The organism is Streptomyces sp. NPDC037301 (genome assembly GCF_055602785.1).
In genome coordinates this window covers 411,614-424,840 of record NZ_JBVJWD010000002.1, presented here as the reverse complement: position 1 = coordinate 424,840, position 13,227 = coordinate 411,614, and the positions used below count along the sequence as shown (strand labels likewise).

14 protein-coding genes are annotated in these 13,227 nt (G+C 67.7%); 4 read left to right on the top strand and 10 right to left on the bottom strand.

Annotated elements, in window-relative coordinates; genetic code table 11:
* Nucleotides 1-6: 6 nt before the first annotated feature.
* A complete protein-coding gene (locus ACZ7IB_RS05270; RefSeq protein ID WP_470909292.1) occupies nt 7-579 on the top strand; it encodes a cob(I)yrinic acid a,c-diamide adenosyltransferase in 573 nt (190 codons plus the stop codon).
* Nucleotides 580-633: 54 nt separating this feature from the next.
* Here ACZ7IB_RS05270 and ACZ7IB_RS05265 read toward each other — a convergent pair whose 3' ends face one another.
* Nucleotides 634-1,176, bottom strand: coding sequence for a hypothetical protein (locus ACZ7IB_RS05265; RefSeq protein WP_470909290.1), 543 nt, complete (start codon nt 1,174-1,176; stop codon nt 634-636).
* A 151-nt stretch (nt 1,177-1,327) separates the two neighbouring features.
* Here ACZ7IB_RS05265 and ACZ7IB_RS05260 point away from each other — a divergent pair, with 151 nt between their 5' ends.
* From ACZ7IB_RS05260 to ACZ7IB_RS05250, 3 genes are all read left to right on the top strand, one after another.
* Nucleotides 1,328-2,524 carry a sensor histidine kinase gene (locus ACZ7IB_RS05260; protein ID WP_470909531.1) on the top strand — a complete coding sequence of 399 codons (1,197 nt, stop codon included), beginning with the start codon at nt 1,328-1,330 and terminating at the stop codon, nt 2,522-2,524.
* Entirely contained in the window at nt 2,521-3,171 is a 651-nt protein-coding gene (locus tag ACZ7IB_RS05255) for a response regulator (protein WP_470909288.1), read from the top strand. The genes ACZ7IB_RS05260 and ACZ7IB_RS05255 overlap by 4 nt, the downstream gene beginning before the upstream one ends.
* Before the next feature lie 169 nt (nt 3,172-3,340).
* Nucleotides 3,341-5,218, top strand: coding sequence for a glycosyl hydrolase family 18 protein (locus ACZ7IB_RS05250; RefSeq protein ID WP_470909286.1), 1,878 nt, complete (start codon nt 3,341-3,343; stop codon nt 5,216-5,218).
* A gap of 120 nt (nt 5,219-5,338) precedes the next feature.
* Here ACZ7IB_RS05250 and ACZ7IB_RS05245 read toward each other — a convergent pair whose 3' ends face one another.
* From ACZ7IB_RS05245 to atpB, 9 genes are all read right to left on the bottom strand, one after another.
* Nucleotides 5,339-5,785 carry a DUF2550 domain-containing protein gene (locus ACZ7IB_RS05245; protein WP_470909530.1) on the bottom strand — a complete coding sequence of 149 codons (447 nt, stop codon included), beginning with the start codon at nt 5,783-5,785 and terminating at the stop codon, nt 5,339-5,341.
* A 140-nt stretch (nt 5,786-5,925) separates the two neighbouring features.
* On the bottom strand, nt 5,926-6,300 hold the full coding sequence (locus ACZ7IB_RS05240; RefSeq protein ID WP_093898532.1) for a F0F1 ATP synthase subunit epsilon: 375 nt from the start codon (nt 6,298-6,300) through the stop codon (nt 5,926-5,928).
* Between the two features lie 110 nt (nt 6,301-6,410).
* On the bottom strand, nt 6,411-7,853 hold the full coding sequence (gene atpD / locus ACZ7IB_RS05235; RefSeq protein WP_351256312.1) for a F0F1 ATP synthase subunit beta: 1,443 nt from the start codon (nt 7,851-7,853) through the stop codon (nt 6,411-6,413).
* Nucleotides 7,853-8,767 (bottom strand): F0F1 ATP synthase subunit gamma, encoded by a 915-nt coding sequence (locus ACZ7IB_RS05230; protein WP_401990536.1) that lies wholly within the window; start codon nt 8,765-8,767, stop codon nt 7,853-7,855. Before ACZ7IB_RS05230 ends, atpD begins: the two co-directional genes overlap by 1 nt.
* Nucleotides 8,768-8,770: 3 nt before the next feature.
* Nucleotides 8,771-10,342 (bottom strand): F0F1 ATP synthase subunit alpha, encoded by a 1,572-nt coding sequence (gene atpA, locus ACZ7IB_RS05225; protein ID WP_383039329.1) that lies wholly within the window; start codon nt 10,340-10,342, stop codon nt 8,771-8,773.
* Nucleotides 10,343-10,480: 138 nt separating this feature from the next.
* On the bottom strand, nt 10,481-11,296 hold the full coding sequence (locus ACZ7IB_RS05220) for a F0F1 ATP synthase subunit delta (protein WP_470909284.1): 816 nt from the start codon (nt 11,294-11,296) through the stop codon (nt 10,481-10,483).
* Nucleotides 11,293-11,838, bottom strand: coding sequence for a F0F1 ATP synthase subunit B (locus tag ACZ7IB_RS05215; RefSeq protein ID WP_383073164.1), 546 nt, complete (start codon nt 11,836-11,838; stop codon nt 11,293-11,295). The genes ACZ7IB_RS05220 and ACZ7IB_RS05215 overlap by 4 nt, the downstream gene beginning before the upstream one ends.
* 46 nt (nt 11,839-11,884) lie before the next feature.
* Nucleotides 11,885-12,130, bottom strand: a complete 246-nt coding sequence (locus tag ACZ7IB_RS05210) for an ATP synthase subunit c family protein (RefSeq protein WP_383073080.1) — start codon at nt 12,128-12,130, stop codon at nt 11,885-11,887.
* 74 nt (nt 12,131-12,204) lie between these two features.
* Nucleotides 12,205-13,020 (bottom strand): F0F1 ATP synthase subunit A, encoded by an 816-nt coding sequence (gene atpB / locus ACZ7IB_RS05205; protein WP_383073078.1) that lies wholly within the window; start codon nt 13,018-13,020, stop codon nt 12,205-12,207.
* Nucleotides 13,021-13,227: the final 207 nt, after the last annotated feature.

Genomic DNA, 13,227 nt, shown 5'->3' with positions numbered 1-13,227 from the left:
GGCCACATGGTCAATCTGACACGTATCTACACCCGCACCGGCGATCAGGGCACCACCGCCCTCGGCGACATGAGCCGGACCGCCAAGACCGATCTGCGGATCTCCGCGTACGCCGACACCAATGAGGCCAATGCCGTCATCGGTACGGCGATCGCGCTCGGGCAGCTCTCCGAGGATGTCGTCAAGGTCCTCGTCCGCGTGCAGAACGATCTGTTCGACGTGGGCGCGGATCTGTCGACCCCGGTCGTCGAGGACCCGAAGTTCCCGCCGCTGCGGGTCGAGCAGAGTTACGTCGACAAGCTGGAGGCGGACTGCGACCACTACCTGGAGCAGTTGGAGAAGCTGCGCAGCTTCATCCTTCCGGGCGGTACGCCGGGGGCGGCGCTGCTGCACCAGGCGTGCACGGTGGTCCGGCGTGCGGAGCGGTCCACGTGGGCGGCCCTGGAGGTGCACGGTGAGGTGATGAACGCGCTGACGGCGACGTATCTCAACCGCCTCTCCGACTTGCTGTTCATCCTCGCGAGGACGGCGAACAAGGAGGTCGGCGACGTGCTGTGGGTACCTGGCGGCGAGCGGTAGCGGTTGTTGTCGTCAAGCGCCGGACGGGCTTGAGGATCAAGCCCGTCCGACCTCTCAGCGCCCCGCCCCCTCCCGCTTCGGGAACACCGTGTAGCTCCCCGCGACGACCACGTTGATCCCGATCACGAACAGCATCTTCTGCTGCCACGACCGCAGCGACGTCACATCCCCGTCCCCGCCCACGTACCAGATCGCCGCCTGCAGCAGCGCCATCGCCGTCACGGCCGCGACCGTCCACCGCGCCGCGACCCGCCACTCGTGCGCCGCGCGCTCCATGCCGTACTTCGGCGGCTTCACCGGCGGCGGCCCGCCCGCGAAGCGGTGGGCCACCCGGGCGTCGACCCAACGGATCGTGGAGTGGCCGAGCCCCACCGTGAAGCCGATGTAGACCGCGGCGAGCCCGTGCTTCCAGTCGGGCTCGGCCCCGTTCTTCAGGTCGATGGCCGTCACCACCAGCAGCACGACCTCCAGCAGCGGCTCGCACAGCAGCACTGCCGCACCCAGCCGCGGCCTCTTCGCCGGGTACCGCAGTGCGAGCCCCGCAGCCAGCAGCACCCAGAAGGCGACTTCGCAGAGCACGATCAGCGTGACGATCACGGCACTTCTCCTTCCCGTTCCCTCCAGCCTTCCGGCCGAGGTACCCGGAATCGTCGTCGGCAGTGACGAACCGTGACTGCATACTTCGATGTACTCGCACCTCGCCCCCGGTACGGAGGTCCGCGGGGACGCCGCCGTGTTGGATAGGAGGGTGCTCCCCTACGCCCGCCCGCACCGCCACGACGTGCTCATCGCTGCCACCGGTCTCTGCGGCGGTCTGTTCCTGTGGATGCTTGGGCTGCAGATGCAGGGCAACCGGACCTTCGTCGCCCCCTGGATCTCCCTGCTGCCGCTCGCCGTCGTCTCGGCGCTCGAACTGGTCCGCCGGACCGCCCCGCAGACGGCGCTGGTCATCGGCACGCTCGCACTGGTCGCGGACCAGTTCACGGTCGGCAATCTGGCGACGGTCATGATGTTCACGGATCTGATGTACGCGGCCGTGCTGTACGGGACACCGTCCGCCGCCCGCCGTATCCCGGTGACCACGTTCCTGATCACCGTGGCGGTCACGATCGGGTTCCTGGCGTGGTTCCGCAATCCCCAGGCGCTGCTTATCGGCGTCATCACCGGGGTGGTCTCGTTCGGGCCCGCCATCACCGGGGTCAGCGTCCGCAACCACCGCGACGCCGCCGAGACCGCCAGGCTGCGCGCCGATCAGACCGCGCTGCTGGCCGAGATGGACCGTACCCAGGCGGTGACCGCCGAGCGCACCCGGATGGCCCGTGAGCTGCACGACATGGTGGCGAACCATCTCTCCGCAATCGCCATCCACTCCACCGCCGCCCTCTCCATCGACGACCCGGGCACCTCGCGCGAGGCTCTGGGGGTGATCCGGGAGAACAGCGTCGACGGTCTCGCCGAGATGCGCCGGCTGATCGGGCTGCTCCGCACCGGCGGCGCCAACCCGGAACCGAGCGCCTCGCCGACGCTCGCCTCGCTGGACGCACTGGTCGAGCAGACCCGCACGAACGCCGCGTCGAGCGGACTGACCTGCACTTTCGAGGACACCCGCGGCGATCAGGGCCCGTTGCCCGCGCCGGTCGAGCTGGCCACGTACCGGATCGTCCAGGAGTCCCTGACGAACGCGCTCAAGCATGCCGCTCCCGGGCCGGTCGTGGTACGGCTCGGGCGGGCCGGGCAGCTGCTCACGGTGGAGGTCAGCAGTGTGTACGGCGACCGTCCGGGGCCGCGCGCGCCCGGGTCGGGGGCCGGCCTTGTGGGGATGCGGGAGAGAGTGGCGCTGCTGGGCGGAGAGATCGAGGCGGGTCCGGTGAGCGCCGGCGACCGGACGAAGATCTGGCGGGTACGGGCCGAACTGCCCGTGGAGGAAGGGACCGTGAAGGCATGACGATCCGGGTTGTGGTCGCCGAGGACCAGTCGGCCGTCCGTGCGGGGCTGGTGCTCATTCTGCGCAGTGCGCCGGACATCGAGGTCGTCGGCGAGGCCGGGGACGGCGAGGAGGCGGTGCGCCTGGCCCGCGAACTGCGGCCGGATCTGGTGCTGATGGATATTCAGATGCCGCGCCTGGACGGGGTGTCGGCGACCGGACAGGTGGTGGCCGAGCAGCTCGCGGATGTGCTGGTGCTGACGACGTTCGATCTGGACGAGTACGTCTTCGGCGCGCTGCGGGCGGGAGCGGCGGGGTTTCTGCTGAAGAACGCCGATGCACGCGATCTGCTCGAAGCGGTGCGCACGGTGGCGCGCGGCGAGGGGATGATCGCCCCGGCCGTGACGCGCCGTCTGATCGCGGAGTTCGCCGGGACCACCCCAGTACAGCCTGCGAACGCGCCCGACCCTGCGGTGCTCCATGCACTCACCCGGCGGGAGCGGGAGGTGCTGGGCTGTCTCGGCGCGGGGCTGTCGAATGCCGAGATCGCGGTCCGCCTCTCGATGGCCGAGGCGACCGTGAAGACGCACGTCAGCAGACTGCTGGGCAAGCTGGAGCTGCGCAACCGGGTCCAGGCGGCAGTACTTGCCCAGGAGTTGGGTATCTGAGGTTTAGCTCGGAACTCTGGTCTGGACCTCTTGACGATTGGTCCAGACCTTCCTAATCTCACCGAGCACACTGCGGTGAGTGCGCCATGACAAAGCGCACTCAGGGCGGCGCAGGGTCAGCAGTCCACGGACCACCCCCCTTTGTCCGGACCTCACCCGAGGAGCACCGTTGAGCGCTGAAACCCCCCTACGCCGGCCCCGATTCAGACTCGGGACCGGAAGAGCCACCAGATCCAGAGCGGTCGCGGGCCTCACCGCACTGCTTCTCCCGCTCGCCGCGATGGTCGGCCTGGCCTCCCCCGCCGAGGCCGCCACCTCGGCAACCGCCACGTACCTCAAGAAGTCCGACTGGGGCAGCGGCTTCGAGGGCCAGTGGACGGTGAAGAACACCGGCACCACCGCCCTCTCCTCCTGGACCATCGAGTGGGACTTCCCCTCGGGCACTGCGGTCAGCTCCGCCTGGGACGCCACCGTCACCAAGTCCGGAACCCACTGGACCGCCAAGAACGTCGGCTGGAACGGCTCGGTCGCACCGGGCGCCAGCGTCTCCTTCGGCTTCAACGGCACCGGCTCCGGCGCCCCCACCGGCTGCAAGCTGAACGGCGCCTCCTGCGACGGCGGCAGCATCCCCGGCGACAACGCCCCCTCGGCGCCGGGCACCCCCACCGCGAGCTCCATCACCGACACCTCGGCCAAGCTGAGCTGGACCGCGGCGACCGACGACAACGGCATCAAGAACTACGACGTCCTGCGCGACGGCGCCGTCGTCGCCACGGTCACCGGTACGACGTACACCAACACCGGTCTCACCGCGGGCACCGACTACTCGTACACCGTGCAGGCCCGTGACACCGCCGACCAGACCGGCCCGGCCAGTGGCGCAGTCAAGGTCCACACCACCGGTGGCGGCGGCAACCCCGACCCGGGCACCGGCGGCAAGGTCAAACTCGGTTACTTCACCGACTGGGGTGTCTACGGCCGGAACTACCACGTCAAGAACCTGGACACCTCGGGTTCGGCCGCGAAGATCACGCACATCAACTACGCCTTCGGCAATGTGACCGGCGGCAAGTGCGCGATCGGTGACGCCTACGCCGACTACGACATGGCGTACACCGCCGACAAGTCCGTCGACGGCGTCGCCGACACCTGGGACCAGCCGCTGCGCGGCAGCTTCAACCAGCTGCGCAAGCTCAAGGCGAAGTACCCGAACATCAAGGTCCTGTGGTCCTTCGGCGGCTGGACCTGGTCCGGCGGCTTCGGTGAGGCGGCGAAGAACCCGGCCGCGTTCGCACAATCCTGCTACGACCTGGTCGAGGACCCCCGCTGGGCCGATGTCTTCGACGGCATCGACATCGACTGGGAGTACCCCAACGCCTGCGGTCTGACCTGCGACACCAGCGGCCCGGCCGCCCTGAAGGGCATCACCTCGGCGCTGCGCACGAAGTTCGGCAGCAACAACCTGGTGACGGCCGCCATCACCGCCGACGCCTCCACCGGTGGCAAGATCGACGCCACCGACTACGCAGGCGCCGCCCAGTCCCTGGACTGGTACAACGTGATGACATACGACTTCTTCGGCGCCTGGGAAGCGAAGGGCCCGACCGCCCCGCACTCCCCGCTCACCTCCTACAGCGGCATCCCGCAGGCCGGCTTCAACTCCGCCGACGCCATCGCCAAGCTGAAGGCCCAGGGCGTACCGGCCTCGAAGCTGCTGCTCGGCATCGGCTTCTACGGTCGCGGCTGGACCGGCGTCACCCAGGACGCGCCCGGCGGCACCGCCACCGGAGCAGCCCCCGGTACGTACGAAGCGGGCATCGAGGACTACAAGGTCCTGAAGACCAGTTGCCCGGCCACCGGCACGATCGCCGGTACGGCGTACGCACATTGCGGCACCAACTGGTGGAGCTACGACACACCGGCCACCATCGCGTCCAAGATGACCTGGGCGAAGGGCCAGGGCCTGGGAGGCGCGTTCTTCTGGGAGTTCAGCGGTGACACCGCGGGCGGTGAACTCGTCAGCGCGATCGACAACGGTCTGAAGTAACCCCACTCAGTACCCCGCACAACCCCGGAAAGCAGCCGGGGAGACAGGTCCGCCCCCTGTCTCCCCGGTTTTTCGTCGGCTGCCGTACAGGCCCGAGGCCACGTCGTACGGACCTCGGGCTCAGGCCACGTTCACCCTCTGGCCGGGCGGAGCCGCCTCCAGCCAGGCAAGGAATCCGGTCAGCGCGTCCTCGCTCATGGCCAGCTCCAGGCGGGTCCCACGATGGAGACAGCCGAGCACCACGGCGTCGGACAGGAGCGCCAGTTCCTCCTCGCCCTCGGGCAGCCGACGGGCGACCACCTCGATCGCGGAACGCTCCAGGCCCCGGCGCGGGCGGGGAGCGTACGAGAAGACCCGGAACCAGTCGATCCGGTCGCCGCTGTACCGGGCGACCCCGTACACCCAGCCCTTGCCCGAGAGATCGGGTTCTTCCGGCACATTCCATCGCAGGCTGCAGTCGAAGGTCCCACCGGAGCGCTGAATCAGCCGCCGGCGCAGACCGAAGACGAAGAGACCAACCGCGATCAGTGCGACGACCAGCCCGCCCACCCACAGCGCGAGGTACATCTCCACCGACCTCCTCGCGTCGTCGAGTAACGGATACCGCCAGAACCGCACCTGCACCTGCATCGCCTCAGCCGCGGCACGGTCTGGAGTGGTCTCCAGCTCGGGCCGCGGCTGAGGGTAAAGCTACGTGTCGCGGTGCGTTAGCGCACCGCCACCGCACGCAGTCGCACTTCGGCGCGCCGCTCGGAGGCGGCGTCCGTGTCCGACTTCGCACGCTCCAGCGCACGCTCGGCGCGCTGGACATCGATCTCGTCCGCCAGCTCCGCGATCTCCGCGAGCAGCGAGAGCTTGTCGTCCGCGAACGAGATGAAACCGCCGTGCACAGCGGCGACCACGGTCCCGCCATCGCTCGTACGGATCGTCACCGGGCCCGATTCCAGCACACCCAGAAGCGGCTGGTGACCGGGCATGACGCCGATGTCGCCGGACGTGGTGCGCGCGACGACCAGGGTGGCCTCGCCGGACCAGACACTGCGGTCCGCGGCGACCAGCTCGACGTGCAGCTCAGCAGCCAAGGGTGGCTCCTCGGGTCACCACCCGGCCGTTCATGCCGGGTGTTGGGTCAATTCTACGGGGCGTGGTGAGGGGGACGGGACGCACCCGTCCCCCTCGGTGAGCCATGGGCTCAGGAGACGCCGAGCTCCTTGGCGTTGGCCTTGAGGTCCTCGATGCCACCGCACATGAAGAACGCCTGCTCCGGGAAGTGGTCGTACTCACCGTCGGCGATCGCGTTGAACGCGGCGATCGACTCGTCGAGCGGAACGTCCGAACCGTCCACGCCCGTGAACTGCTTGGCGACGTGGGTGTTCTGGGACAGGAAGCGCTCGATGCGACGGGCGCGGAAGACCGTGAGCTTGTCCTCCTCGCCGAGCTCGTCCATACCGAGAATGGCGATGATGTCCTGGAGGTCCTTGTACTTCTGCAGGATTCCCTTGACCCGCATGGCGGTGTCGTAGTGGTCCTGCGCGATGTAACGCGGGTCCAGGATCCGGGACGTGGAGTCCAGCGGGTCCACGGCCGGGTAGATGCCCTTCTCGGAGATCGGACGGGAGAGAACCGTCGTCGCGTCGAGGTGGGCGAAGGTGGTGGCCGGGGCCGGGTCGGTCAGGTCGTCCGCGGGGACGTAGATCGCCTGCATCGAGGTGATCGAGTGACCACGGGTCGACGTGATGCGCTCCTGCAGCAGACCCATCTCGTCGGCCAGGTTCGGCTGGTAACCCACCGCGGACGGCATACGGCCGAGCAGGGTGGACACCTCGGAGCCGGCCTGGGTGTACCGGAAGATGTTGTCGATGAAGAAGAGCACGTCCTGCTTCTGCACATCGCGGAAGTACTCCGCCATGGTCAGGCCGGCCAGCGCCACACGAAGACGCGTGCCCGGCGGCTCGTCCATCTGACCGAAGACAAGCGCTGTCTTGTCGATGACGCCCGAGTCGGACATTTCCTCGATGAGGTCGTTGCCCTCACGGGTACGCTCACCGACGCCCGCGAACACCGACACACCGTCGTGGTTGTTGGCGACGCGGTAGATCATTTCCTGGATCAGAACGGTCTTGCCGACACCGGCACCACCGAACAGACCGATCTTTCCACCCTTGACGTACGGGGTGAGAAGGTCGATGACCTTGACGCCGGTCTCGAACATCTCGGTCTTGGACTCGAGCTGGTCGAAGCTGGGCGCCTTGCGGTGGATCGGCCAGCGCTCGGTGATCTCGGCCGAGGCCTCGGGCTTGTTCAGGATCTCGCCAAGGGTGTTGAACACCTTGCCCTTGGTGATGTCGCCGACGGGAACCGTGATACCGGCGCCCGTGTCGGTCACCGGGGCCTGGCGGACCAGACCGTCGGTGGGCTGCATCGAGATCGCGCGGATCACGCCGTCACCGAGGTGCTGGGCGACCTCGAGCGTCAGCTTCTTGAGCTTGCCGTCCTCGGCCGGATCGGCCACCTCGACGGTCAGCGCGTTGTAGATCTCCGGCATCGCGTCGACGGGGAACTCCACGTCGACGACCGGGCCGATGACCCGGGCGACGCGGCCCGTGGCAACGGCCGTCTCAACTGTGGTCGTCATTACTTGTCACTCCCCGCGGTCGCGTCGGCCAGCGCACTGGCACCACCGACGATCTCGCTGATTTCCTGGGTGATTTCGGCCTGGCGGGCCGCGTTGGCAAGCCGGGAGAGGCTCTTGATGAGCTCACCGGCGTTGTCGGTGGCCGACTTCATCGCGCGGCGGCGGGCAGCGTGCTCGGAAGCAGCGGCCTGCAGCAGCGCGTTGTAGATCCGGCTCTCGACGTACCGCGGAAGCAGGGCGTCGAGGACGTCCTCCGCCGACGGCTCGAAGTCGAAGAGCGGCAGGATCTCTCCCTTGCCGTCCTCCTTCTTCGTGGCGTCGAGACTGAGCGGCAGCATCCGGTTGTCCACCGGGTTCTGCGTCATCATCGACACGAACTCCGTGAAGACGATGTGCAGCTCGTCCACGCCGCCCTCGGCGGTCTCCTTGGTGACCGCTTCGATCAGCGGGGCCGCGGCCCGCTTCGCATCCGCGTACGTCGGGCTGTCGGTGAAGCCCGTCCACGAATCCTCGATCTTGCGCTCGCGGAATCCGTAGTAGGCGACACCCTTGCGGCCGATCACATACGTGACGACCTCCTTGCCCTCACCGCGGAGCCGCTCGGTCAGTCGCTCCGCGGCCTTGATGGCGTTGGAGGAGTAACCGCCGGCCAGGCCGCGGTCGCTCGTGACGAGCAGGACCGCGGCCCGCGCCGGAGCGTCGGCCTCGGTGGTCAGCGGGTGCTTGGTGGTGGAGCCGGTCGCCACCGCGGTCACCGCGCGTGTGAGCTCGGTCGCGTACGGCGTCGACGCCGCCACCTGGCGCTGCGCCTTGACGATGCGCGCAGCGGCGATCATCTCCATCGCCTTGGTGATCTTCTTCGTGGCGGTGACGGAGCGAATGCGGCGCTTGTAAACGCGAAGCTGAGCGCCCATCGATCAGCCCTCGCCCAGCAGCTTGCCGTCCGAGGTCTCGAACTGCTGCTTGAAGGCGGCGACCGCGTCGGCAATCGCCTGCAGCGTGTCGTCGGACATCTTGGCGCCCTCGGCGATGCTGGTCAGGAGGTCCTTGCGCTCACGGCGCAGGTACTCCAGCAGCTCGCTCTCGAAGCGACGGATGTCCTCGACCGGGACGTCGTCCATCTTGCCGTTGGTACCGGCCCAGATGGAGACGACCTGCTCCTCGACCGGGAACGGGGCGTACTGCGGCTGCTTCAGCAGCTCGACCATGCGCTTACCGCGCTCCAGCGACGCCTTCGAAGCCGCGTCCAGGTCGGAACCGAAGGCGGCGAACGCCTCCAGCTCGCGGTACTGGGCGAGGTCGACACGGAGTCGGCCGGAGACCTGGCGCATGGCCTTGTGCTGGGCGGAGCCACCGACACGGGAGACCGAGATACCGACGTTCAGGGCCGGACGCTGGCCGGCGTTGAACAGGTCGGACTCAAGGAAGCACTGGCCGTCGGTGATGGAGATGACGTTGGTCGGGATGAACGCCGACACGTCGTTCGCCTTGGTCTCGACGATCGGGAGGCCCGTCATCGAACCGGCGCCCATCTCGTCGGAGAGCTTCGCGCAGCGCTCCAGCAGACGCGAGTGCAGGTAGAAGACGTCGCCCGGGTAGGCCTCGCGGCCCGGCGGACGGCGCAGCAGAAGCGATACGGCGCGGTAGGCGTCGGCCTGCTTCGAGAGGTCGTCGAAGATGATCAGGACGTGCTTGCCCTGGTACATCCAGTGCTGGCCGATGGCCGAACCGGTGTACGGCGCCAGGTACTTGAAGCCGGCCGGGTCGGACGCCGGGGCGGCGACGATGGTCGTGTACTCGAGCGCGCCGGCCTCTTCCAGGGCACCACGCACGGAGGCGATGGTGGAACCCTTCTGACCGATGGCGACGTAGATGCAGCGCACCTGCTTGTTCACGTCGCCCGAGCGCCAGTTGTCGCGCTGGTTGATGATCGTGTCGACGGCCAGAGCGGTCTTACCCGTCTGACGGTCACCAATGATCAGCTGACGCTGGCCGCGGCCGATCGGCACCATGGCGTCGACGGCCTTGTAGCCGGTCTGCATCGGCTCGTGCACCGACTTACGGACCATGACGCCAGGGGCCTGCAGCTCGAGGGCGCGGCGGCTGTCGGTCGCGATCTCGCCGAGACCGTCGATCGGGTTGCCGAGCGGGTCGACGACGCGGCCGAGGTAGCCCTCGCCGACGCCGACGGAGAGCACCTCACCGGTGCGCTGCACCGGCTGGCCCTCTTCGATTCCGCTGAACTCGCCGAGAACGATCGCACCGATCTCGCGCTCCTCGAGGTTGAGGGCGAGACCGAGTGTTCCGTCCTCGAACTTCAGCAGCTCGTTCGCCATGGCCGAGGGAAGACCCTCGACCTTCGCGATGCCGTCGCCGGCAACGCTGACCGTACCGACCTCCTCGCGCGAGGCCGCGTCCGGCTTGTACGACTGGACAAAGTTCTCCAGCGCGTCCCGGATCTCCTCCGGCCGGATCGTGAGCTCCGCCATCTGGGTTCCCTGCTCTCCTTGTTGGGCCCGAAGTTTCTTAAGGGGGTCTGGGGGCCGACCCCCAGGAATCTTCTGCAATTTCTGCACGGCCCAACCGGGCCGCTGGTCTTGCTCTGTTCTGTTGCTGCGCTGTGTTCGTCAGCCGGCCATGCGACGGGTCGCCTCTTCGAGGCGCTCCGCGATGGTGCCGTTGATGACCTCGTCACCGACCCGCACCGCGATCCCGCCGAGGACCGTGGGGTCCACATCGAGATTCAGGTGCATCGGCCGTCCGTAGATCTTCGCCAGTGCGGCACCGAGACGCTGCTTCTGCTGATCGCTCAGCGGCACTGCCGAGGTGACCACGGCGACCATGCGGTCCCGGCGCTCCGCGGCAAGCTTGGAGAGGGACTCGAGTCCCGCTTCCAGGCTACGTCCACGCGGCTGGGTGACAAGCCGCACGACGACGCGCTCGGTGGTGGGCCGTGCCTTGCCGCCGAGCAGGCTGTGCAGCAGCTCCCTCTTGGCGGCGGTGGACGCGGACCGGTTGGTGAGAGCGGCGCGCAGCTCCTTGTCGGAGGCGACGATCCGGCCGAACCGGAACAGCTCGTCCTCGACGTCGTCGAGGTCTCCGCTGCGCTGGGCGGCGGTGAGGTCTGCGGTGTTCGCCAGTTCCTCGACCGAGTCGACCAGGTCACGCGACTGCGACCAGCGGGAGCGGACCATGCCGGAGATCAGGTCGACGGTCTCGCCGCCCACCTGACCGCGCAGCAGTCGTCCGGCCAGCTCGGCCTTGGCCTCGCCGGCCTGCGACGGGTCGGTCAGGACCCGCCGCAGTGAGACCTCGCGCTGGAGCAGCGCCGTCACGGCGGCCAGCTCCTCGGCGAGCTTCGCCGCGTCGACCGACGTGTGGTCGGTCAGCGCGTCGAGACGCTCACGTGCGGCAGCCAGTGCCTCGCGGCTCGCGCCGTTCATCGGACAGCCTCGGCCTTCGCCTCGAGCTCGTCGAGGAACCGGTCGATGGTGCCGCTCTGCCGGGCGTGGTCCTCGAGGGACTCGCCCACGAGCTTGCCGGCCAGGTCGGTGGCGAGCTTGCCCACGTCCTGACGCAGCGCGGAAGCCGCAGCCTTGCGGTCGGCCTCGGTCTGGGCGTGGCCGGCAGCGATGATCTCCTCGCGCTGCCGCTGGCCTTCCGCCCGCATCTCCTGCAGGATCACGGCGCCCTGCTCCTGCGCCTCCTGGCGCAGGCGCGCGGCCTCGTGACGGGCCTCGGCAAGCTGGGCCTTGTACTGCTCAAGAACGCTTTGCGCCTCGGACTTGGCGGCTTCGGCCTGCTCCATGCCGCCTTCGATGGCCGCGCGACGCTCTTCCAGAACCCTGTTGATGTTCGGGAGGAGCTTCTTCGCGAGGAAACCGAAGACGATGGCGAAGGCGATCAGGCCAATGACGATCTCGGGGATCGCCGGCATGAGGGGGTTCTGAGGCTCTCCCTCTTGCGCCAGCTCTAGGAAGGCGATCACTTCATTGCCTTTCGTCGAATCGGGGCAGTGGTGTATGCCGCGATTACTTGACCGGGTAGACGAACGGCATGACGAGACCGATCAGGGCGAGCGCCTCACAGAGGACGAAGCCAAGGATCTGGTTCGCACGGATCAGACCGGCGGCCTCGGGCTGGCGGGCCAGTGCCTGGGTGCCGTTACCGAAGATGATACCGACGCCGACACCGGGGCCGATGGCGGCGAGACCGTAGCCGATCGAGCCGAGGTTGCCGGTGATGTGGGTGGCGGCGAGGGTCTGGAGAGCGGACATGCCGTTTCTTCCTTCTCTTTCACGAACCGGTGGGGGTTGGCCACCGGACGACTGTCGGGATGGGGCTGGCTGATTCAGTGGTGCTCGGCGAGAGCGCCCTGAATGTAGTTGCTAGCCAGGAGGATGAAGACGTAAGCCTGCAGCGCCTGGATGAACAGCTCGAAGGCAGTCAGCAGGATGGTCATCACGAACGAGACGCCGGCGTAGGCGATGCCGATGCCGTTGAAGAGGTACCAGCTCGCGATGGTGAAGATCAGCAGCAGTACGTGCCCGGCGAACATGTTCGCAAAGAGTCGTACCGCGTGCGTGAAGGGGCGGATCAGCAGGTTCGAGAAGACCTCGATCAGCATGACTACCGGAAGGACCGGGCCGAGCGACTTGTCGTAGCCCGCGATGTTCTTCCATCCGCCGACGAAGCCGTGGCGCTTGAACGTGATGCTCAGCCAGAGGACGTAGACGATTGCCGCGAGGGCCACCGGATAGCCGATGACCGAGGGCACCGGGAACTGTGCGACCGGAATGATCGCCCAGATGTTCATGATCCAGATGAAGAAGAACAGCGAGACCATCAGCGGGACGTACTTCTCGCCCTCGCGCTTGCCCAGCGTCTCGTAGACGACGCCGCGACGGATGAAGTCGTAACCCGCCTCGGCCACCATCTGAAGCTTTCCGGGCACGACCTTCGGCTTATTGAAGGCCGCCCAGAAGAAGCCGACAACGATGATCGTGGTCAACGCAACCAGCAGCATCGGCTTGTTGATCTCGATGCCGTTGACGGTGAACAGCGGCTTGAACAGAAAGGAATGCAGGCCGGGAGCCGGGAAGCCGCATCCGTTGAAGATGTGGCAATCGGTCTCGAAGGCGAGCACCGTCGTCGGGTCAGCACTCACCGCGGGCTCCTTCAGCGTGGCGCATAGGTACGGCAACCTCGTTGTGTCGGCGCGGCGAGCAGCCGCTGGTCGGCACTGGACTGGTAATACGGATGTGGGGGCGACTGTCAGGCAATGAGCCTCGCGATGGAACAGGCGTCAGCTCCGATGCCCGCGCCCGCAGTGCCGCAGTTGGCACCGGACGATAGCAGGATCTCGAATGCCTCC

Bases quoted from the DNA above. Each gene is read 5' to 3' on its own strand.
- ACZ7IB_RS05270 (WP_470909292.1), top strand. From the start codon at position 7: ATGGTCAATCTGACACGTATCTACACCCGCACCGGCGATCAGGGCACC.
- ACZ7IB_RS05255 (WP_470909288.1), top strand. From the start codon at position 2,521: ATGACGATCCGGGTTGTGGTCGCCGAGGACCAGTCGGCCGTCCGTGCG.
- ACZ7IB_RS05245 (WP_470909530.1), bottom strand. From the start codon at position 5,785: ATGTACCTCGCGCTGTGGGTGGGCGGGCTGGTCGTCGCACTGATCGCG.
- atpD (WP_351256312.1), bottom strand. From the start codon at position 7,853: ATGACGACCACAGTTGAGACGGCCGTTGCCACGGGCCGCGTCGCCCGG.
- ACZ7IB_RS05230 (WP_401990536.1), bottom strand. From the start codon at position 8,767: ATGGGCGCTCAGCTTCGCGTTTACAAGCGCCGCATTCGCTCCGTCACC.
- atpA (WP_383039329.1), bottom strand. From the start codon at position 10,342: ATGGCGGAGCTCACGATCCGGCCGGAGGAGATCCGGGACGCGCTGGAG.
- ACZ7IB_RS05220 (WP_470909284.1), bottom strand. From the start codon at position 11,296: ATGAACGGCGCGAGCCGCGAGGCACTGGCTGCCGCACGTGAGCGTCTC.
- ACZ7IB_RS05210 (WP_383073080.1), bottom strand. From the start codon at position 12,130: ATGTCCGCTCTCCAGACCCTCGCCGCCACCCACATCACCGGCAACCTC.